Below are 20,000 nucleotides of genomic sequence, written 5' to 3'. Positions count from 1 at the left end.
GTCTGTTTGATCGTCAGTTTTATCTACGACGAACAACTTTCTATCGCGATCGGATTTTATCTTTCCTTTTTCGTCTTTATGGCCTCTCACTACAATCCGACTTCGTTTATGCTCGGGTTCGTATCTTGCATCGTTTCTGCGAGTTATGGAAGAAATCTAAAAAAACGAATCGACTTTATCAAAGCGGGTTTGTACATCGCGGGGGTTCAGATCGTCATCGCTTCCAGCGGTTATTTGTTCGATTCTCGTAATTATTGGGTGGCGATTCCGAGCGGATCTTGGGTCAAGGATTTGGTCGAGTCGAATATATTCAAATTGTATGTTCTTTGTCTGATTAACGGATTTGCTTGTTCCACCGCGGCGCAGTTTCTGCTTCCGATTTATGAATATCTATTCAACGTTCCGACTCGTTTTAAACTGATGGAACTTGCGGACACTGGTCATCCTCTATTGCAGGATCTTCTGACCAAAGCGCCTTCCACCTACACACATACGTTTTTAGTTGCGGCTCTTTCGGAACGCGCCTGTCAAAATCTGGGTTTGGATTGGCTTTTGACAAGAGTAGGAGTGTATTTTCACGATATCGGTAAGATCCCGAATGCCGGGTTCTTTGTGGAAAATCAGCATTTGATCCCGAAAAAAGAGAATATTGACAAAAACAACCCGGCGCTTGCGGCTAAGATCGTCATCGACCATGTGTTAGATGGAATTGAAATGGCGAAGAAAGCCAGACTTCCGAGAGAGGTAATTGACTTCATCCCCGAGCACCATGGAACTTCAACGATGGCGTTTTTTTATCACAAGGCATTGTCCGAACTTTCTCCGACTCAGAAAAAGAAACTGAAAAAACAGGACTTTCAGTATCCCGGTCCTAAACCTCAGAGAAAAGAAACTGCTATCGTAATGATTGCGGATTCTCTCGAAGCCGCGTCTCGTTCCTTGGAGGAGATTACTCCTGAGTCTTTGGACAATCTCATCACCAAAATTATCGGGATCAAACTCGCCGAGAATCAATTGGACGAATGCGGACTTACGTTAGGCGATCTGGAAGTAATCAAAGCTTCGTTTAAGGAAGTATTGTTGTCCAGTCTTCATTCCAGACCAAAATATCCGAGTATGGAAGCCACCAAAGCATTGGAAAAAAAGAATGCGTTAAATTCCATGAACGGATACAAGCAGACCAAGGCCGCTTCGGGGAGAACAAACTGATTGCAGATTCGGTCTCCATTTCCAACGACTACGGGGATATTTCCTGGTGGAACGAAACGGAGGTAATTTTCAATTGTGGAATTCTTTTCCGTAAGGAACTAAAGGATTTTCGATGCGAACTCGGTCTTTTGCTCGTCGGCGATTCCGATATGAGGGAAATCAATCGTTTGCGTCGCGGAAAGGACAAAACGACGGATGTACTTTCCTTTCCGTTGGAGTTCGGCAGTTCGCCTTTACAAAACGTTCTTCAAAAACGAAGGGGTTTTGATTCGAATTCGTTATCTCCGATCGCATTAGGCGAAATTGTGATCTCCGTAGATACTCTTGAAAAACAAGCCATAGAAATCGGACATTCTGCTAAGGACGAGTTTTACCGTCTTTTGGTTCACGGTTTTTTACATCTTCTCGGTTATGATCACGAACGTGGAGAGGAAGAGGAACGGATCATGAAATTAAAGGAGGATGAATGTCTGGAAATTCTCCGGGAGCTTTGAAAAAAATACGCGGAATTGTCCTGGAGTCCAGAACGATTCAAGAAGGAGACGCCCTCATTCGTCTTCTTCCCGAGATTGGACAGGTGGAAAATTTTCGCGTGCGCGGAATTAGAAAAAGTAAAACCAGGCCGATCGCGTCAGTGGAACCCGGTTCTCTTTCCGACGTGGACTATTATCATTCCAAAAACAAAGAGACGTATAACGTCAAAGAGATTTCGCTTATCAATCGGTTTGACAGGGCTAAGTCGGGATATTTCGCGGCGGTGCTCGTGTCGTATCTTGTGGAACTCGTTTCCTCTTTCACTCCGGACGGAGCGGAGCATCCGGGCGAGTTTCGACTTCTTTTCGGGGCATTGGAGGAATTGGAAGAAAATGGTCCTTCCGGATTGATTCTTCCTTTTTTTAAATTACGCCTTCTCGTTTCCGGAGGTTTTCTTTCCAAGGAACTTGTTTGTCATTCCTGCGGAACGGAGTTGAAAAAGATGGTATCCGTCACTTTGCAGACTTCTCCTTTAGAGCTTATATGCGGAAATTGTCTTCATGGGGATAGGAACGATTTGGGTTTGGCGCAGTGGATACAGACATTTTTGATGCTTCGATTTCGGGATTTAAAGGAGAGAAAAATATCCGTTGAAAACATCTTGGACCTGGACAGAATTTGCAATGAGATGCTCGAACCTATTTTGAGAAAGAAGTTGAAATCGACGCTTACTCTCTACGATGCATTGGGAGAGAATCTTGGAAAATTTTTTTAAAACAGTACTCTTTTCGTTTTATTTCTGCGTTCTATTGTTTCTTGTGATTTTGGATATCCGATGGGATCAAAAATCTACTCCGAGACAAATCCCGACCGTTGTGGAAGCGAGAGGCAAGCGGACTATTCTTGTTTCTATAATGGATTTGAAAAAAACTGTATTTCAGCAATTGGAATTGAGCTGGGAAAATTCCTGGAAAAAGAACGTGTTTTACGAAAGGAAATGAAATCGACTATTCCTTGCGAAATTGACGATAAAATGGCTTGTATCGTTTCGTACGGATTACTTTTGCAATAAGGATTTTTATGAAAGAAATTGAAGCAAAAAGGGAAGTTTCCCCCTTGGAAAAATCGCGTCTCACGCCTTCCTCGGGAAATTCTTGCGTGTTTTCCCCGGACCCGGTTTCACCGAACTTTGTGGGAGTTCCCACATTTTACGGAAGATCGCTCTCTTTTCCAACTTCGTTGGAAGCCACTCGCCACGCTTTGCTCGTAGGCTGTCTCGCTCTCTATGGATCGCTCTCTTTTCCAACTTCGTTGGAAGTCACTCGCCACGTTTTGCTCGTAGGCTGTCTCGCTCTCTATGGATCGCTCTCTTTTCCAACTTCGTTGGAAGTCACTCGCCACGTTTTGCTCGTAGGCTGTCTCGCTCTCTATGGATCGCTCTCTTTTCCAACTTCGTTGGAAGCCACTCGCCACGCTTTGCTCGTAGGCTGTCTCGCTCTCTATGGATCGCTCTCTTTTCCAACTTCGTTGGAAGCCACTCGCCACGCTTTGCTCGTAGGCTGTCTCGCTCTCTATGGATCGCTCTCTTTTCCAACTTCGTTGGAAGCCACTCGCCACGTTTTGCTCGTAGGCTGTCTCGCTCTCTATGGATCGCTCTCTTTTCCAACTTCGTTGGAAGCCACTCGCCACGTTTTGCTCGTAGGCTGTCTCGCTCTCTATGGATCGCTCTCTTTTCCAACTTCGTTGGAAGTCACTCGCCACGTTTTGCTCGTAGGCTGTCTCGCTCTCTATGGATCGCTCGACATATGAAAGAAAATGAAACGCTCAAACAAATCGTATTAAAGTCACTGGAGGAAGGGGTTGATTCCCTAATTGCCTCGTTTCCGGACGTGGAAAAAGGTTTGCTTCGAATCAAAGTCGAATATTCCAGAGATGAAAAATTTGGAGATTATTCCACTTCATTTTCATTAGAAAATTCTAAATTACTAAAAAGGAATCCGATTCAGGTATCGAAAGATCTAGTGGAGATCCTGCAAAAACGGACTGACCTTTTCGAAAAAGTGGATTTTACCCCTCCCGGCTTCGTAAATTTCAGAATTTCCCCATCATATCTTTTGGGATATATAGAAAGCTCCATTCTTTCTGGAAATTATTTTCCGAAAGTGGAGCGTCCTCTCAAGATTAACTTGGAATTCGTATCCGCAAATCCAACAGGTCCGCTCAACATAGTTTCCGCACGGGCCGCAGCAAACGGAGACGCGATGGCTTCTCTTTTAAAAGCGATCGGTCATAATGTGGACAAGGAATTTTACATCAACGACTACGGAAATCAGGTTTTTTTGCTCGGAGTTTCCACATTGGTTCGGATCCGAGAAATAAAGGGAGAACCCAGCGCCCAGCAAGAAACGGACGATACTACGCCGATAGATACGATTTTGGAAAAAAATATATTACCGGCCGAGGGTTATCGAGGCGAGTATATAAAGGATATTGCAAATGCTCTTTTAAAAGATCCGAAAAAATCCCCTAAGATCGAAACGTTATTAAAGGAAAAAAAATACCGCGAACTCGCGGAGCTTTGTTCTATCTGGACCGTGGAGAACAATCTTGATTGGCAGAGAAAGGATTTGGATTCGTTCGGAGTTGAATTCGACAATTACTTCCGTGAACGGACGCTTCACGAAGCGAACAAGGTTCTTGCGGTGATGAAAGATTTGGAAAAAGCCGGAAAGATCTTCGAAGAAGACGGGAAAAAAATATTTCGGTCCACGGAATACGGAGACGACAAGGATCGGGTTGTGGTTCGAGACGATGGAAGGCCAACGTATCTTTTGGCGGATATCGCTTATCATAAGGATAAAATCGAGCGTGGGTACGATAGAATCTACGATATCTGGGGACCGGATCATCATGGTTATATCTCAAGACTTGCCGGAGCGATACAAGCACTGGGATATGAAAAAGAGAATTTTAAAGTGATAATTTCGCAACAAGTCAATCTACTCGAATCGGGACAGAAAGTAAAGATGAGCAAGCGTGCTGGTTCCTTTCAGACGATGAGTGATCTCATCGGATTTCTGGGAAAACACGGTAAAGACGTAGGACGTTACTTTTTCGTAATGCGTTCCCTGGATGCGCCTCTCGATTTTGATTTGGATCTCGCCCAGGACCAGTCGGATAAAAATCCGGTTTTTTATCTGCAGTATGCTCATGCGAGAATTTGTTCCATCTTTCGAGAGGTGGGAATGGAAAGTTCCGCCGAAGCGGCCAAATCTTTGGAAATGTCCGAAGAACGAAAAAGGCTTTTATTTTGGATCGCAAGGTTTCCTGAGGAAATATTCGATTCTGCGAATTCGATGGAACCGCATCGTGTTACCAATTATCTACAAAGTTTTGCGAAGGCCTTTACGGGCTTTTATTTAGGAAAGACTAATAGACTAAAAGATGCTACTCCGGAGGTGCGTCTTGGACTTGCAAGAATTTGTCTGGCGGCCAAGAGCGTGCTTGCGGAAGGGCTCGGATTGATCGGCGTCTCCGCTCCGGAAAAAATGGAAAAGGAAAGCTGATGTCTTTTCCTAAAATTATCGTAATATCTACGGGTTCGGAACTTACGGCAGGAAGAAGTCAGGATACAAATTCCTCCTGGATTGCAAACGAACTTTTTGGGATGGGTTTCACTGTTTCCAAATTTGTTGTTTTACCTGACGATCCGGTCGTTATACTGGAAGAATTACAAACGTTAACCGAACTCGCTACGAGAAAAACTTCGATTCTTTTGGTGATGACCGGAGGGCTTGGACCTACGGAGGACGATCATACTCTGGAAGTTGTTTGTAGGTTAAAGGGAGTTGTCACCAAAGAAAGCCCGATCGCAAGACAAAGAATAGAAACCTTTTATAAACTTCGTGGAAGAAATTTTCAGGAAGCAATGCAGACCGCGATCCGACAAGTATCCGTTCCGGAAGGTTCTATCGTATTAAATAACACTGTCGGAATTGCACCGGGTTTTATCTTATCACTGGCGGAAAGCGTACATTTATGTTGTATGCCTGGTGTTCCGGGAGAAATGACCGAAATGTTTCGGGAAGAGTTCGCTCCTTGGATATTAAGGACGTATTCGTCCCGAGAAATCTACTCCGGGTTTCGATTTATCTGGTGGATGAGCGAGTCGCAATTTCAAAAAGAATTTATTTCCAAAGAAAATACCATAGCGGACGGAAAGGTAATCTGGGGAGTAGCTGCGAAAAGAGGATATATCCGTGCGAGTTTTCAGTCCGACAATCGTATGTTAGTCGATGAACTGCTTCGAAAATTGGATACATTTTACGGGGCCAAATCCACATCGGACGTATTCGAGGAGCTTCCGAGGATGCTGATCGAAAAAAAAATCACGATAGGAACCGCGGAAAGTTGCACCGGAGGGTTGATTGCCAAAATATTTACCGATGTGCCGGGGGCCTCGGCGTATTTTTACGGAGGAGTAATTTCCTACGATAACAGTGTTAAGACGGGAATGCTTGGGGTCAAACGAAACACTTTGGACGAATTCGGAGCGGTAAGCGGAGAGACCGCTAAAGAAATGGCGGAAGGAGCGTTAGACGCTCTCGGAGTCGATTATTCGATCAGCGTCACAGGAATTGCAGGACCGGGAGGGGGAACTCCGCAGAAAAAAGTGGGACTCGTCTATTTCGGAATTGGACAGAAAAATGGAGAGACTGAAATTTACGAACACTACTTTCCGTTCCCGAGAAATTCTTTCCGAGAATTTGCCGCCCATACCGGAATTTATTTATTATACAATCGTTTGAAGAGGTCTGCATGAAGCATTTTTCCATAGCGGGATTCGGTTTATTTTTCTCCGTATTGTTTTTTTATCTTCTTGGAAACCCGTATTCTACTGCGATCGCAATTCAAAAAGTGTGGGCCTTTTCCAAATCGGCGCACGTAGGAATGATTCCCGATCCAAGATTTTTATGGAATCCGGAAGAAACAATCAACGGGTATAAATTCGAAAATTCGTATTATCCTATCCAGTCTACGAGAGGAGTGGTGCTTGGCGATACAAATAGAATCGAATATCCTTTGAATACGAAAGGGTATCTAGGATACAAAAAGATAGGCTCCGAGGTGAATTTTTATTCTCCTTCCGGAGAGATCTTGTGGACAAAGGAGTATAGAAGTTATCCCCGAATTTCTCCCTCTGGTAATCTTGTGCTCTTAATCGCGGGGGATCATAATCAGGTGATTTTATCGGATATCAACGGGAATGTTACCGGAGCCGGAAAGATAGACGGGAGATTTTTGACCGATTATGCGTTTTCTTCGTCCTCGTTAATAACGGGAGTTCTTTTTTCGGGAGGAGAATTATTCGTTCTCGATGCAAAAGGCGAGATTCAGATCAGAAAAGATCTCGGTTCCGAAAAGAATCCGGTTTTTGCAAAAAGTATTTCCGTTTCTCCGGATGGAACTAAAACGGCGATTCATCTTATGAATGCAAATAAGGATAGGATTCTAGTTTTAGAAAAAAGCGGAAAGGAAGTTTCTTCGTTCGAATTAGATACGACTTATCCTCATAAACTGTATTTGGCGATTTCTAATACGGGAGAAGTGCTCATTTCTGCTCCGAATCAGGTTGAATTCCATGATATTTCTGGTAAAAAGATTCTGAATATAAAACGAAAGTCGAATAACGGAGTATATCAGACCGTATTTCATAACGGAGATTGGTTTGCCGTCGAGTTAAATCAGGAAATTCTTTTCATCGATGAAAACGGAAACATTTTAAAAAAGGAGAGGATCAAAAGTACCGATCTTCCGGCGCGTTTTTTCCCTTCCGGAAAAAACGGTTCTGTCGTGTTGGAAACTGGAAAAGAACTATTTCTTTATCGAAATCTCTAATTTTAATAATTTCTAATATATAAAATAATAAAAGTCCAAAATTGATGATTCCGGATAATTATATTTTTTGAATCCGTTTAAACTTCGTAAATTGAAAGAGACTTATAGCTTTTATTTCCTTGTTTATCGAGAAGGGCGATAATTTCGGTTCTTTTCTCTTTTTCAATGTTAAAGATCAATTGGTCTGAAATTTCCCGACAGATATATAAACCTCTACCGTGTGAGTCCGCAAGTCCCGGTGGAAATCCGGTAGATTCGTCTACGGTGATGTGGCGGTCCAGGCGTTTTAAAATTTCCTTTTTATCTAAAGAACCGAAATGATCCCGAATCACGATGATAAAGGTGTTCTCGGCGATTCCGTAGCCGATCTCGAAAAAATCAGATTCTGCAAGTTGAATGTTTTCCAGAGGGATAACAAGATCTCGGGAAGGAAGTTCGTACTGATATTTATAATTTCCTTTGGAATCTCTCGGTGCACGGATCATGGCATTTGAGGTAAGCTCTTCCAGGATTTGATTGATCGCGTTCGGCGCTCCTTTTTCCACGAGAAATTTAGCGATTCGATTGCAGAGAAAATTTCTTTGTTCGTCCGAGTAGATTCTTTTGAAAGCGATTCCGTTTGAATTAGGAACTGAAAAATCCTTATCTTCTTCTTTGGATTCCTGAATGACGAATTCCGGTCCAAAATATTTCTCCACTCCGAAAATGTCTCTGGTGAGAAGTTTATGAACCATAACGGAGATCAGCTTGATATCCAAGAAGGAATATTTGGGAATGATGTTCCAGATGCCGTGTTTGTGCGCGAAGTTGATATAATCGTTGATATTGTAAGCCGTCATCAACGTATAAAGAACGTAAGGGAATTCGTGTTGAATCGTTTTGATCAAATCCAAACCGGTTTTACCCGGCATTCGAATATCGGTGATGACCAGATGGATCTCTTCGCTTTTTAATATACGAATCGCTTCGTCGTAATTCTCCGCGTCGAAAATTGTATATTTTCCGGAAAGTAAATCCTTGATCGCTTCCCGGATTGAATGAATATCTTCAACGATAAGAATACGATACATCAGGAAGAATATCCGTGATTTTGTGTGAGAGGGAGGGAAACTCGAAATCTGGTTTTTTTTTCGAAAGACTTAACCGATAATTCTCCGCTGTGTTCTCTGACGATGGAATGGCAGATGGAAAGTCCGAGTCCGGTTCCGATTCCGGTTTTGTTTTTTGTAAAGAAAGGGGAGAATATCTTGTCGATCAGATTGTCAGGGATTCCTCCTGCGTTGTCTTCCACGATGATATGTACCATATTTCTCGTTTTACGGACTTCCACACGGATTTTTCCTTCTCCATAGTCGAAGGCTTGCAGGGAATTCTTAAATAAGTTGATAAAAAGACGTTCCATCTTCACCGGATTAAATTGAAATGTGGTTCCGGGTTCGCAGAGAATTTCCCATGCGATATTTTTGGAAAGAACAGGATACACCCAGATTACGTTTTCCTTTGCTTTTTGAATGGTTTCGTATATGTCTACAGTCGTAGTCATCAAACGATCTGGTTTGGCAAAACTGATGATGTCTGTTACGATCATCGCGGCGCGAGTGAGATCTTCTTTCATCATATCCAAACGTTTCCGGAAAAATTCGGGGTCGATCGAAGTTAGGTTGTTCAAAAGACTTTGAAGAGTTAAACTCATTCCGGTAAGCGGATTGTTGAGTTCGTGCGCGACTCCGGAAATAAAAATTCCCAAAGAGGCCAGGTTGCGGATTCTTAAATTTTCTTCTTCTTTTTCCCTGATTCGAGTGATATTACTTACCTTTTCGAGAACGGAACCTATGACATTATCTTTTTCAATCGGATAAAAGTCCAGATAGAGAGTTTCTTTTTGGCCTCTAACGGAATGGAAAATTTCTCGGTTCACATCCGATTTGGGATACTCAAAGTATTGATTGAAATTCTCTTCCTCCGGTTGCATCTCTTTCATCGGACAATAAGGACAGACATCGCCGCGGTTGTAGAGAACTTCGTAGCACTTTTTTCCTATAATGGAAGAGAACGAAGATTGGCCGGAAAATTCCAGTGTGGACCGATTTACTCTGCGGATGCGAAATCCCGGATCAATCAATACCAACGGCTCGGTAATCCCATCCAAGATGGATTGAAGTTCACCCGCTCTTTCTAAGAGATTTTCCTGCAACGAGGACATGAAGACTCAATATTATAGAGAATCTTTAAAAGTTTGCAGTAACTTTTTTTTATTTTTTGCCGATTCCTGGCGTTGCATTTCTTGGAGTCTCAGAAGTTGGATTAGAAAATCTTCCAGAAGTTTTAAGTAAAATTCCTGCTTAAAATCGGATTTATCTCGATCATCCGAAAGAAGTTGGATTGGATAACGAACTTCTTTTCCATTCTGATCCGCTTGTAGAACAATATCATCCACATTCTGATCGAGAGGGGTTTCGTCCGTTAAACGAATGAGAGTCGTATCGGAACCGTCCATATTTTCCGCTTTTACTTCCGTTACAACTTTGGAAAGAGTCGTTCCCGTGAACTCTAAAAGAATGGATTTGCTCTCGGCTTTTTCGATACCATTCTTTTTTTCCTGAAAAGAATGTTTTACGATTTTGATTCCTTTTCGATTCGGATAGGTTCCAAGAAAGGTAACATAGATTCCGCTTGGAACGGATTCTATTTTTTCCACTTTCAACAAATCCCGAGTGGCTCCCAGATCTTCGTAGATTTTTAAGATCCTTCTGTTTAAAATGGAAGCCGTATCCGAGGGTTTGTTTTTATGCGTATCTTCGTTTTGAGAATATACGGAAAGATTTGTGAATACGAGAAGTATAACCAGAAAGTTTAGAAAAAATGAAACAGAGTTCGAAGAAAGGCTTTCTTTGTGAAATTTTTTTTTTCGATCTGTTTCCATCCGGAATTAAGGGTTGGTTGTCGGAGCAGAAGATGGTGTCGCAGGAGCTGAATTGGGTGTGTTTGTTTCACTTTTAGTCTCCTCAGGCGGTGTTGTTATCAGGGCGGGAACTGTTTCCGGCATCAATTTGTCTTCTTTTTTAGCAAAAAGAAAAGAGAGAAAAAGAGAAAGAATGATAAATAAAATTGCGGTCACACGCGTGGCCTTGGTAAGAACATCCGCCGTGGAAGAACCGAAAACGGATTGACTGGAGCCTCCTCCTAAAAGTCCTCCACCTTTACCGGTCTGGATCATAACGAGTAAAACCAGAAAGAGAGAAACAAAAACAAAAAGGGTTAGAATCACTCCGTTTAACATATCAGTTCCTGAGAAAAAATTGAATCCTTTACCAAATTATGAAGCCCGGAAGGCCTGACAATTAAAATACTCTTTGTCAGGGTTTGATTTGATATTAGAACAGACCCGCGTAAGAATCTATTTTTTGACTGGCCCCTCCTACGAGACCGCCGTCTAGATCTTTTTCCTTTAATAGAGCTTGTATGTTATCCGGTTTTACGGAACCTCCGTATAGAATTGAGATGGATTCCGCAATTTCTTTCGCGCCTAAGAATAGGTCGGCTATTTCCTTACGAATAAAAGAATGTGCCTCTTGTGCTTGTGCCGGTGTTGCCACCTTTCCGGTTCCGATCGCCCAGACCGGTTCGTAAGCCAGGACCAGATTGGAAAAAGAATGGCTGTGGATTCCTTTCAAACCTTCCCGAATTTGGGAAGAAATTACTTCGAAGGTTTTTCCGGATTCTCTTTCTAGAAGCGTTTCGCCTACACAATAGAGCACGATAAAATCGTTCTTCAATAAAAAATGAATCTTTTCGTTACAAAAGGAATTCGTCTCGCCTAGAAATTGTCTTCTTTCCGAATGTCCGATCATAACGACTTTCACGCCGAGTTCTTTTAGTTGTTCCGGCGAGGTCTCGCCGGTAAAAGCCGCAAGCCCGGAAGGATACGCATTCTGTGCTCCGACTAGAATTTCTGTTCCTTGTAAAATTTTTGCAACACCCGCAAGATGCAATGTCGAAGGAAAAATCATAGAAATTCTACCTTTAGAAATGGAAGGGATTTTTTCTTTAATCGAATGTGCCAAAGATAGAGCCTCTTTTTCGGAGAGATTCATTTTCCAGTTTCCGGCGATTATCGTTTTGCGCATGCGGGCTCCTCTTGATGGATGATTCCAATAAAACTGGGAAGAGTTTGTAGGGAAGGGGAATGGCTTCAAGGATTTTTAATTATTTTTTTGATAGGTGATCAGATACGGAGCGGCAAGAACGTGTAACGTCTCGAGTTCTTTCAAATTTTGTAAAAAGGAATCATTTCCGTTTCGGGCGTCGAAACGTTTTGCCAGATCTGCGGTTTCTTTACCGAACCAAAAATTCAAATTTGTCACTTCGTGCTTTCCTTTTTCCCGATAGAGCAGAATGGTTTTAGGACAAGCTCTTACTCATCTCTATATAATAGAGTGTCCAAAATTCTGCGTCTAAACACGGGGTTGATGCTCAAATTAACAGTATTCTATTTTACAGGGATCAGCAGGAGATTTGGTTTTCTTCATTTGGATTGACACGAGGTTTGAGTGAGTCTTACCGAACGTCTTGCAAACCGAAATCTCGAACGGAAGTGAGGAGACGTGCCCCGATTATTAAATATTATAATTTATCCCAAACAGGAATTTTGCCGTCACTATTAATCTCAGAAAGTACATTCCTAAAGTCTGCGAAAATTTGCTTCTTAGTTTTACCTTTGTAATATTTTTCAAAATATTGAGAAGTTTCAAGATCTTGAATTTCTTTGGTAAATGCGTATAATGCTAACTGATTTATTGAAACGCCCTGCTCTTCAGCCACTTTTTCAATTTTATGCTTCAGTTCAGAAGGAATTCTAATAGTTAATACGCTAGCTTTTGTTTTCATAATTCTCCCGCCAATAGTTCATAAAATTTGATGGCGTTATAACTTTCAAATCCTGAAATTTTAAATCGTTATCTATTAGATAATCTTTTACGTTACTAGTAATCAAATAATCCGCATTACAGGCTAATGTAAGTTCGACAAAATGATTATCATCTTCATCGCGCAAGTTTGGACGAAAGGCAAAATAAATCGTCTGCGGATAGCTTATGTAAGCAATAAATCCCAATATCTTTTTTATTTCTTTATTATTAATTCCAAGATCTACTTTCGAAGTCTGTCTATTTAATACTTCCTCGTATTCTTTAAATACTGGTATTGATAATCCTAACTTAATTTTCTGATCGAAAATTAATTCCAGAATTGCTCGCGAAGCTCCTTTTTTTGCTCTTAACACTTGATAAAGGACATTTGTATCTAAGACGACTTTCAATATTTAGATGGTAGTATATATGCTGTCATCCGTCAATCGCTAATTTAGCCTCTTCGAGCAGGATTTGGGGCATGTTCGGCTAACGAAATAGGCTTCTCTACGTTCGCCGGAGGCGAATGTGCCCGAGGACCAACCATGGAGGCCGCAGCGTGTATGTGAAGTTATACGAAGGTCGCGCTCAGTGAGATGTATGTCGACGCAAGACGTCTTTCGGAACCGCGTAGGACGCGGCGAAGTGAGATATAATACCTTCTGCAAGAAACTCCTCAAACGCGGATCGATACCAAACGAAATCTGCAGGGTCGTCAGTGTAGTCCTCATACGTCTTAACACCGCCGAATTTCCCGTCTGGCCAGGGTTCTATCCCCAAGACTTGGACTCCAAATTCCGCGCAACGGTGGAGGATGATTTCGAAGTCGTCTTTACTAAAATAGCGAATTGCGGGGACATCAAAACCTGTATTGAGGTCGTGCAACTCGGGGAAGATGTACTTGTCCAAAAATTGAACCGTCTCGTGGTCCATATGTTATTCAATCGGTGCGTAGTCCCAATATGGACTTAAGGCCAAACGAAACTCTTGTGTTTGGATCAAACCACTCATTAGCCAACTCCTTGTAGATCGGTTGTTGATTCTTACTCAGCCTGACCAATAACATGTCACCAACCGGAGCGCCGTCGTCCAAATAGCAACCTGCCATTCCTGCATTGAATTGCCATTTCAATTACCTGTAAAATCAGCGAATCTTGGTCTGGAATGGCTCTGAGGTCAGTTATTAAATCAGGCATCTGGAGATAGTTGAAAATTGCATCACCGTATGGATCAAGATATTTAAGCAAGATCCCGTCCGTTTTTTGGATAGTGAGCTCCCCTTTGAGTTGAGAAATAATAGTTCCACTTTCGTTTTGTAAAATGACAGTGTACGACATTTTTGTTTGCTCAACGGCTATTACGCCTAACTCTAAATCTCCGAAGTTCGCATAAAATCGGTAACCCTATTCTTCTTCGGCCTTTTTCTTCAGCGCTTCCACACCGGGAAGTTTTCTTCCTTCCATAAATTCGAGAGAAGCTCCTCCGCCTGTGGAGATGTGAGTGATCTTGTCGGCGACTCCGGCCTTGTTGATCGCGGCGATGGAATCTCCTCCGCCTACGACTGTCTTTGCCTTGGACTTAGCGATCGCCTTTGCGATTGCCATCGTTCCGCTCGCGAACTTATCCATTTCAAAAACGCCCATCGGACCGTTCCAGAAAATCGTTCCCGCGTTCTTGATGATCTTTTCGTAGTTGGAAACGGTTTTGGAACCGATGTCCATTCCCATCCAACCTTCTAAGATTCCCATCTTATCCACGGACTTGGACTTCGCTTTTTCGCTGAACTGATCCGCAATGACATGATCCACGGGAAGTTGAAGATCGACTCCTGCAACTCCCGCTTTTTCGATCAGTTGAAAGGCCTGGACTTCGAAATCTTTTTCCACGAGAGAATTCCCCACGGGGATCGCTCTGGATTTGAGGAAAGTATAAGCCATTCCACCGCCGATGAGAAGGTGATTTACTTTGTCGAAGAGATTGTTGAGAACCTTGATTTTGGAAGAAACCTTGGAACCGCCGATGATCGCGACAAACGGACGAGCCGGTTTTGCGAGAAGGGCGGAAAGTTCCATGATCTCTTTGTGCATCAAAAGTCCCGCATACGAAGGCAGAAGATGCGCGATTCCTTCCGTGGAAGCGTGCGCTCTGTGAGCCGCGCCGAACGCGTCGTTTACGTACACGTCCGCGAGAGCCGCGAGCTTTTTGGAAAAGCTCGGATCGTTCTCTTCTTCTTCCTTATGGAAACGAACGTTTTCGATCACGAGGATTTCTCCGTCTTTGAGTTCTTTGGAACGTTTTATCGCTTCGTCTCCGATCACGGATTGGGAGAAGTGAACGTTCGCCTTTACGAGTCCTTTGAAAGTTTCCACAACCGGAGCGAGGGAGAATTCGGGATTTGCCTGTCCTTTAGGTCTGCCGAGGTGACTCGCGATGATCACTCTCGCTCCTTTTTTGAGGAGAAGTTCGATCGTAGGGAGAGTCTTTTCGATTCTGGTTTTGTCGGTGACTTTTCCGTTTTCTATGGGAACGTTAAAGTCCACCCTTAGAAAAACTCTTTTTCCCGAAAGTTCGACGTTTTCGAGTCTAGGTAATTCCATGAATCAACCTTTCTTCGCCATATAGCGGATCAGATCTAAAACTCTGTTGGAATATCCCATCTCGTTGTCATACCAGGAAACGAGTTTAAAGAATCTGGAGTTGAGTTCGATACAAGCGTCCCTGTCGAAGATGGAAGAAAGAGTGGAACTTACGAAGTCGTTGGAAACTACCATGTCTTCTGTGTAACCGAGAATTCCTTTCATGGAACCTTCGGAAGCTTCTTTCATCTTTGCGGAAATTTCTTTGAGAGAGGTTTCTTTCGTAGTTCTCACGGTTAAGTCTACTACGGAAACGTCCGGAGTAGGAACGCGGAAAGACATGCCGGTGAGTTTTCCGTTGACTTCGGGAATACAAAGGCCGACCGCTTTTGCCGCGCCGGTCGCCGCAGGAATGATGTTTTGCATCGCTCCTCTTCCGCCTCGGAAATCTTTTTTAGAAGGCCCGTCTACGGTCGGTTGTGTTGCGGTTGCGGCGTGGATCGTGGTCATTAAGCCTTCTTCGATTCCGAAATTGTCGAGAACGACTTTTGTGATCGGAGCGAGACAGTTGGTAGTGCAGGATGCGTTGGAAACGATATGATCGGTTGCCGCGTTGTATTTCTCGTTGTTGACACCCATTACGAATGTGGGGATATCCTTGTCCTTTGCAGGCGCGGAGATTACGACTTTTTTCGCTCCCGCTTTTAGGTGTTTTTCCGCTCCCGCTCTGTCGGTAAAAAGTCCGGTGGATTCGATCACGTAGTCCACTTTCAGGTCTTTCCAGGGAAGTTTTTCAGGATCTCTTTCGGAAACGCAGAGAACTTTTTTTCCGTCTACGATGAGTTCTTTATCGGTGTGCTCAACGGTTCCTTGAAATCTTCCATGAGTGGAATCGTATTTGAGTAAGTAGGCCAGATTGTCAGGAGTAACTAAATCATTGATTGCGACAAATTCCAGATTAGGGTCTTTGATTCCCGCACGGAAAACGAGTCTTCCGATTCTTCCAAATCCGTTGATGGCTATTTTAGTCATTTTTTTCCCTTTGTTGTTTTAGATTTATTTCAGGTCTCCCGGTTCGGTGTGCGTTCAGAGAGAATTTTTTAAGGTTTGGATACAGTATTTTCCCAGATAATTCTCTTGAAAATCCGTTTTTTGGGAAGAATTTGGGAATGAGTCTGGGATTTTTATAAGAAATTTCTACTTGGCCTTGTTACGGAATACGGATCTATTCATTTTACGTTGTACAAAGCGGAAACGGCCAAGCGATAGAATAATACAAACGTCTTTGAAAAAGTGGCCGTTTAATAGTAGCATAACGTTAAAATTATGAATCAACCGATTATTAGACTTTGGGGAATGGAAAAGATTGGGCTGATTATAGAGCACAAAACCGGAGTGATCTATTCCAATCAGACAGGCGGATATGTTTGTTCGCAGCCGAAGGCCGAGGGGGCTTTTGTTCTGATTGAGGATTTCGAAAATAAAGTTCAAATGGAGTTGCGGAAGTATTTTATCGGACCTAAATGGAACGGTTGGTGTAGTGCGGGGATTGATGAGGAAACGGCGGATTTTATAGATTCGCTTTTGGTGCCTTTATATTTTCTTCCCAATTTGAAGGTGGATAGAAATAGAATGTCCCAATCGCACGAAGCGTGGATTTACGTAAATCTTTTGCCTAAGAATGAAGATTCGGAATACTATGGATTTTCGGGAAAATCCGGAATCCTTACTTGGGAAAATAGTGATTGAGAGTCAAATTTACTACAACGAGATTGTAGAAGAAAGAAACTGTGAGAACTCCTACGTTTTTTATAAAACGTTTTGTATTGAAATTCTTTTACTTAAAGTGAACTCGATGATATACTTCATCACTCAAAAATCAGGGAAACTCAAGCAAAACGCTCTCTAAGGATCGCGTTAACTCAGCAAAACGCTCTCTAAGGATCGCGTTAACTCAGCAAAACGCTCTCTAAGGATCGCGTTAACTCAGCAAAACGCTCTCTAAGGATCGCGTTTTAGGAGTTTGATTGGAATTGGGACGAATTTAAAGTTGGCTTAAGGAGATTGTAGGTCTGCGGAATTTGATTGAGAAAAATTTCTGATTAAAATTTCGTCCATCATCCAATTTGTAAGAGGTTTTGTTTTGAAATCCGATGTGGAACCGAATTGAGAAAATTTATTTTTATCATCCGGATTTTCCGAGGTAGTCAACATGACTATGATCGTACTAGTTTGAAGCGCCTTATCTAATTTTTTATATTCTTCTAAAAATTCCCAACCGTTCATTCCGGGCATATTGATATCCAGGAAAATAAGATCGGGAAACGGCTCCGGGTTTTTCGATTTATTTTTTAAAAAGTCCAAAGCCTCCTGACCGGATTGTTTTGCGATTACAGTTTCCGCGTAATTTCCTTTGCGGATCACCCTTTCATGAAAAAAATTATCGTCTTGGTTATCGTCGATGAGGAGAATACATTTTAATTTTTGATTTTTCATGGATTTAAGATAGGAATGTTGAAATAAAAGGTGCTTCCTATTCCTATAGCGGACTCGACCCAGATACGGCCGTTGTGTAATTCTATGATTTTTTTGCAATGAGCCAATCCGATTCCGTGGCCTTCGTATTCTTCTTTGATATGAAGTCTTTGAAAGATGAAAAAAATCCTATCCAAATATTTGGATTCGATTCCGATTCCATTGTCTTGGATCGAAAAATGCCAATGGTCACCTTCGTTCCGACAATGGATCCGAATTTCCGGATCCGTTTCTTTTTTAGAGAACTTGATCGCGTTTGTAATCAGATTCTGAAGAAGTTGTCTAAATTCCACCTGGTATATATTTAGGCTTGGAAGAGGGGCGGAAATGATTTTGGCCTTGGAATGGAGAATCAAGTTTTCGAGATCGGAAAGAACTTCTGAGAGGGTAAGGTTTAAATCCGTAAGAGCTAATTTTTGATCCCTTCCGATTCTTGCATACATAAGAAGGGCTTTTACGAGAACGCTCATTCGTTTGGTTGCTTGATCGATCGTTTTTAAATGACGGTTCACGTTCGAATCGAATGCGCTACCGTAATCCTCTTCCAAAATTTGAATGTAGTTGGATACGGTTCTAAGAGGTTCTTGTAGATCGTGAGATGCGAGAAATGCGAATTGCTCCAGTTCCTTATTTTTCACTTCCAATTCGTTTTTTCGAATCAACGTGGCTTCCTGATTTTTTCTTTCTGTAATGTCGATGATGGAGGCGAGAACCATAAGGCCTTCGTCTGTATCGATCGGATTCAAACCGATTTCGACTTGTACTTCGGATCCGTTCTTTCTTCGAGCGAATAAATCTCTTCCTGTGCCCATCGATCGAACAGAAGGGGATTGAAAGAATTGATTTCTCCGGTCCGGATGTTCTATACGAAAACGTTCTGGGAGCAGTATTTCCAATTTGGTTCCGATCAATTCTTCTCTTTCGTAACCGAAGAGTTTTTCGGTCTGCTCGTTTACAAGAGAAATCGTTCCTTCCGTGTTTACCAGAACCATTGCGTTCGGCGCGGACTCGACTACGAGACGAAATCTTTGTTCCGCTTTTTTTCTTTCTGTGATGTCGATGATGGAAGCTAAAACGAGAGTTCCGTCCGCGGTTACGACCGGATTCAAGCCGATTTCGATTGGAAACTCCGCTCCGTCTTTTTTGAGTCCGAAAAGTTCCCTACCTGCGCCCATCGGCCGAACTTTTGGAGAAAGAAAAAAAGAATCTCTAAACGAGGGATGATTTTTGCGGTATCGATGCGGAAGAAGTTCTTCCACAACCTGTCCGATCAATTCGGTTCGGTCATATCCGAACAATTTTTCGGCCTGATTATTGATATAAACGATCTTGCCGTCCCGATTCAGCAATAAAATTGCGTTCGGGACGGATTCGACCATCAGTTGGAATGTAAGTTCTGAATGTTTCATTTTGAATCGATTAGGTTTTACTCATCGAATTGTCTGAGTATGAACGTTCGAACGAAAAAGAGTCGGGTCAAGATATCATGCGGATCGAGCCTTGTCAAATCGTAAAATCGAAAATTTGAATATTCAAATTCACGCTATTGTTACTCCAAAACCTTGGAAGTTACGAACGAATTGATTTCTGGCTTTTTACTCATCTCTGCAGAATCGAGTGTCCGTCTGAACGTGAGATTTGCGCTCAAATGAACGGTATTTTATAGGAATCCCTAATTAAAAAATCCTGAACGAATATCGGTATTATACTCGAAAATCGATTTCAAAATTGAAAGCTGTATGAGAAAATTCTAGAAAGCTTTTCCCAAGATGTGTTCGATGGGAATCGGACCGAAATCTCTGGAATCTGAACAGGAATCCCGATTGTCACAGAGTAAAAAGTAATCTCGATCTTTGAGAATTAAAGGTTCGCTATTATCCCGACCGGAAAAACTTGCGGGAAATGGCCCTCGTTTATCTTCGAACTGGAGTACGAATCCGTTCCCGACGCCGGAAAGGTCTTCCGGATTATTGTTACGATACAGAATCTTATTTTTCATCTGAATGATGTCGCCCGGTTTACCTGCAATTCGTGAAAAGACGACCCTACCTTCTTGAGTCGGATGTTTTGCTAAAATCAAATCACCAAGATAAAGGTTGGATCGATTCACAAAACGGGAGAAATAAATTCTTTTTCCAGGGGGATAGGTAGGAAGCATTTCTTTCGTTTCCAATGTGAACGGAAAAAAAAGAAAAAATCGAATCAGTGACGCCGCAATCAAACCGATTAAAAGTCCGATTCCGGCTTGTTTGAGAATAGATTTAATTTTTTCCCTTTTTTCTTTTTCTTGGTTGGAAGAACTTCCGCTCATGCGTACATTCTTTTGTCGATCAAAAATAGGGTCAAAGAAAATCTTTGTTTTAAACTTGTTTTGATTACTTAGGAAAAAGATCAAAAAGAG

At 42.3% G+C, this 20,000-nt stretch carries 24 protein-coding genes (1 of these 24 cut by a window edge); 9 read left to right on the top strand and 15 right to left on the bottom strand.

All coding sequences use genetic code 11. The features are described 5' to 3' along the window. From FHG67_RS13530 to FHG67_RS13495, 8 genes are all read left to right on the top strand, one after another. On the top strand, window positions 1-1,209 hold the final stretch of the coding sequence (locus tag FHG67_RS13530) for an HD family phosphohydrolase (RefSeq protein WP_002625750.1). Its footprint begins 1,212 nt before the window's first position; only the last 1,209 of its 2,421 coding nucleotides appear in the window; the start codon falls outside the window, past its left edge; its stop codon occupies window positions 1,207-1,209. A 128-nt stretch (window positions 1,210-1,337) separates the two neighbouring features. After that, on the top strand, window positions 1,338-1,703 hold the full coding sequence (gene ybeY / locus FHG67_RS13525) for an rRNA maturation RNase YbeY (RefSeq protein WP_002625734.1): 366 nt from the start codon (window positions 1,338-1,340) through the stop codon (window positions 1,701-1,703). Continuing rightward, the gene (recO, locus tag FHG67_RS13520; protein WP_004498196.1) at window positions 1,676-2,458 is read left to right on the top strand and encodes a DNA repair protein RecO; all 783 of its coding nucleotides are present in this window, start codon (window positions 1,676-1,678) and stop codon (window positions 2,456-2,458) included. Before ybeY ends, recO begins: the two co-directional genes overlap by 28 nt. Beyond that, window positions 2,442-2,684, top strand: a complete 243-nt coding sequence (locus tag FHG67_RS13515; protein ID WP_002625716.1) for a hypothetical protein — start codon at window positions 2,442-2,444, stop codon at window positions 2,682-2,684. Before recO ends, FHG67_RS13515 begins: the two co-directional genes overlap by 17 nt. A gap of 79 nt (window positions 2,685-2,763) precedes the next feature. Continuing rightward, a complete protein-coding gene (locus FHG67_RS13510; RefSeq protein ID WP_142499819.1) occupies window positions 2,764-3,492 on the top strand; it encodes a hypothetical protein in 729 nt (242 codons plus the stop codon). Next, window positions 3,489-5,249 (top strand): arginine--tRNA ligase, encoded by a 1,761-nt coding sequence (gene argS / locus FHG67_RS13505; RefSeq protein WP_004499877.1) that lies wholly within the window; start codon window positions 3,489-3,491, stop codon window positions 5,247-5,249. The genes FHG67_RS13510 and argS overlap by 4 nt, the downstream gene beginning before the upstream one ends. Then, complete coding sequence (locus tag FHG67_RS13500; RefSeq protein ID WP_002625747.1) at window positions 5,249-6,505, top strand: nicotinamide-nucleotide amidohydrolase family protein; 1,257 nt, start codon at window positions 5,249-5,251, stop codon at window positions 6,503-6,505. The genes argS and FHG67_RS13500 overlap by 1 nt, the downstream gene beginning before the upstream one ends. Then, on the top strand, window positions 6,502-7,581 hold the full coding sequence (locus tag FHG67_RS13495) for a hypothetical protein (protein ID WP_004503500.1): 1,080 nt from the start codon (window positions 6,502-6,504) through the stop codon (window positions 7,579-7,581). The genes FHG67_RS13500 and FHG67_RS13495 overlap by 4 nt, the downstream gene beginning before the upstream one ends. Before the next feature lie 77 nt (window positions 7,582-7,658). Here the strand turns inward: FHG67_RS13495 and FHG67_RS13490 are convergent, their stop codons facing one another. The 12 genes from FHG67_RS13490 to gap all read right to left on the bottom strand — a co-directional run bounded on the left by FHG67_RS13490 (window position 7,659) and on the right by gap (window position 16,096). Continuing rightward, window positions 7,659-8,651 carry a response regulator transcription factor gene (locus FHG67_RS13490; protein WP_004499865.1) on the bottom strand — a complete coding sequence of 331 codons (993 nt, stop codon included), beginning with the start codon at window positions 8,649-8,651 and terminating at the stop codon, window positions 7,659-7,661. Next, the gene (locus tag FHG67_RS13485) at window positions 8,651-9,784 is read right to left on the bottom strand and encodes an LIC_12097 family sensor histidine kinase (protein WP_004499867.1); all 1,134 of its coding nucleotides are present in this window, start codon (window positions 9,782-9,784) and stop codon (window positions 8,651-8,653) included. The genes FHG67_RS13490 and FHG67_RS13485 overlap by 1 nt, the downstream gene beginning before the upstream one ends. Before the next feature lie 12 nt (window positions 9,785-9,796). Next, complete coding sequence (gene lenA, locus FHG67_RS13480; RefSeq protein ID WP_004499950.1) at window positions 9,797-10,504, bottom strand: endostatin-like outer membrane lipoprotein LenA; 708 nt, start codon at window positions 10,502-10,504, stop codon at window positions 9,797-9,799. A 6-nt stretch (window positions 10,505-10,510) separates the two neighbouring features. Beyond that, entirely contained in the window at window positions 10,511-10,861 is a 351-nt protein-coding gene (secG, locus tag FHG67_RS13475) for a preprotein translocase subunit SecG (protein ID WP_004499914.1), read from the bottom strand. A 94-nt stretch (window positions 10,862-10,955) separates the two neighbouring features. Then, window positions 10,956-11,708 (bottom strand): triose-phosphate isomerase, encoded by a 753-nt coding sequence (gene tpiA, locus FHG67_RS13470; RefSeq protein WP_004499859.1) that lies wholly within the window; start codon window positions 11,706-11,708, stop codon window positions 10,956-10,958. Between the two features lie 75 nt (window positions 11,709-11,783). Further along, window positions 11,784-11,945: a hypothetical protein gene (locus FHG67_RS21795; RefSeq protein ID WP_004499927.1), complete on the bottom strand. Its 162-nt coding sequence runs from the start codon at window positions 11,943-11,945 to the stop codon at window positions 11,784-11,786. Window positions 11,946-12,204: 259 nt separating this feature from the next. Continuing rightward, window positions 12,205-12,468 (bottom strand): toxin-antitoxin system HicB family antitoxin, encoded by a 264-nt coding sequence (locus tag FHG67_RS13465; RefSeq protein ID WP_004502026.1) that lies wholly within the window; start codon window positions 12,466-12,468, stop codon window positions 12,205-12,207. Next, on the bottom strand, window positions 12,452-12,898 hold the full coding sequence (locus FHG67_RS13460; protein WP_080597152.1) for a putative toxin-antitoxin system toxin component, PIN family: 447 nt from the start codon (window positions 12,896-12,898) through the stop codon (window positions 12,452-12,454). The genes FHG67_RS13465 and FHG67_RS13460 overlap by 17 nt, the downstream gene beginning before the upstream one ends. Window positions 12,899-13,076: 178 nt before the next feature. After that, window positions 13,077-13,421 (bottom strand): hypothetical protein, encoded by a 345-nt coding sequence (locus FHG67_RS13455; protein WP_036075995.1) that lies wholly within the window; start codon window positions 13,419-13,421, stop codon window positions 13,077-13,079. Window positions 13,422-13,428: 7 nt separating this feature from the next. After that, entirely contained in the window at window positions 13,429-13,596 is a 168-nt protein-coding gene (locus tag FHG67_RS21790; RefSeq protein WP_172616502.1) for a hypothetical protein, read from the bottom strand. A gap of 295 nt (window positions 13,597-13,891) precedes the next feature. Further along, window positions 13,892-15,085 (bottom strand): phosphoglycerate kinase, encoded by a 1,194-nt coding sequence (locus tag FHG67_RS13450; protein WP_142499818.1) that lies wholly within the window; start codon window positions 15,083-15,085, stop codon window positions 13,892-13,894. Window positions 15,086-15,088: 3 nt separating this feature from the next. After that, window positions 15,089-16,096: a type I glyceraldehyde-3-phosphate dehydrogenase gene (gene gap / locus FHG67_RS13445; RefSeq protein ID WP_004498120.1), complete on the bottom strand. Its 1,008-nt coding sequence runs from the start codon at window positions 16,094-16,096 to the stop codon at window positions 15,089-15,091. 294 nt (window positions 16,097-16,390) lie between these two features. On the opposite strand from gap, the gene FHG67_RS13440 reads away from it, so the two are divergent. Continuing rightward, window positions 16,391-16,813, top strand: coding sequence for a DUF6210 family protein (locus FHG67_RS13440; RefSeq protein ID WP_142499817.1), 423 nt, complete (start codon window positions 16,391-16,393; stop codon window positions 16,811-16,813). A gap of 306 nt (window positions 16,814-17,119) precedes the next feature. On the opposite strand, the gene FHG67_RS13430 is transcribed toward FHG67_RS13440, so the two are convergent. From FHG67_RS13430 to lepB, 3 genes are all read right to left on the bottom strand, one after another. Continuing rightward, window positions 17,120-17,560: a response regulator gene (locus tag FHG67_RS13430; RefSeq protein ID WP_002618677.1), complete on the bottom strand. Its 441-nt coding sequence runs from the start codon at window positions 17,558-17,560 to the stop codon at window positions 17,120-17,122. Then, window positions 17,557-18,978, bottom strand: coding sequence for a sensor histidine kinase (locus tag FHG67_RS13425; protein ID WP_004503524.1), 1,422 nt, complete (start codon window positions 18,976-18,978; stop codon window positions 17,557-17,559). The genes FHG67_RS13430 and FHG67_RS13425 overlap by 4 nt, the downstream gene beginning before the upstream one ends. A 371-nt stretch (window positions 18,979-19,349) precedes the next feature. After that, window positions 19,350-19,910 (bottom strand): signal peptidase I, encoded by a 561-nt coding sequence (gene lepB / locus FHG67_RS13420; protein WP_004499890.1) that lies wholly within the window; start codon window positions 19,908-19,910, stop codon window positions 19,350-19,352. Between the last annotated feature and the right edge of the window lie 90 nt (window positions 19,911-20,000).

The sequence above is a fragment of the Leptospira weilii genome (assembly GCF_006874765.1).
Lineage (GTDB): Bacteria > Spirochaetota > Leptospiria > Leptospirales > Leptospiraceae > Leptospira > Leptospira weilii.
Note: the sequence above shows the minus strand (reverse complement) of the source record. Positions and strands in the feature narration are given on the sequence as shown.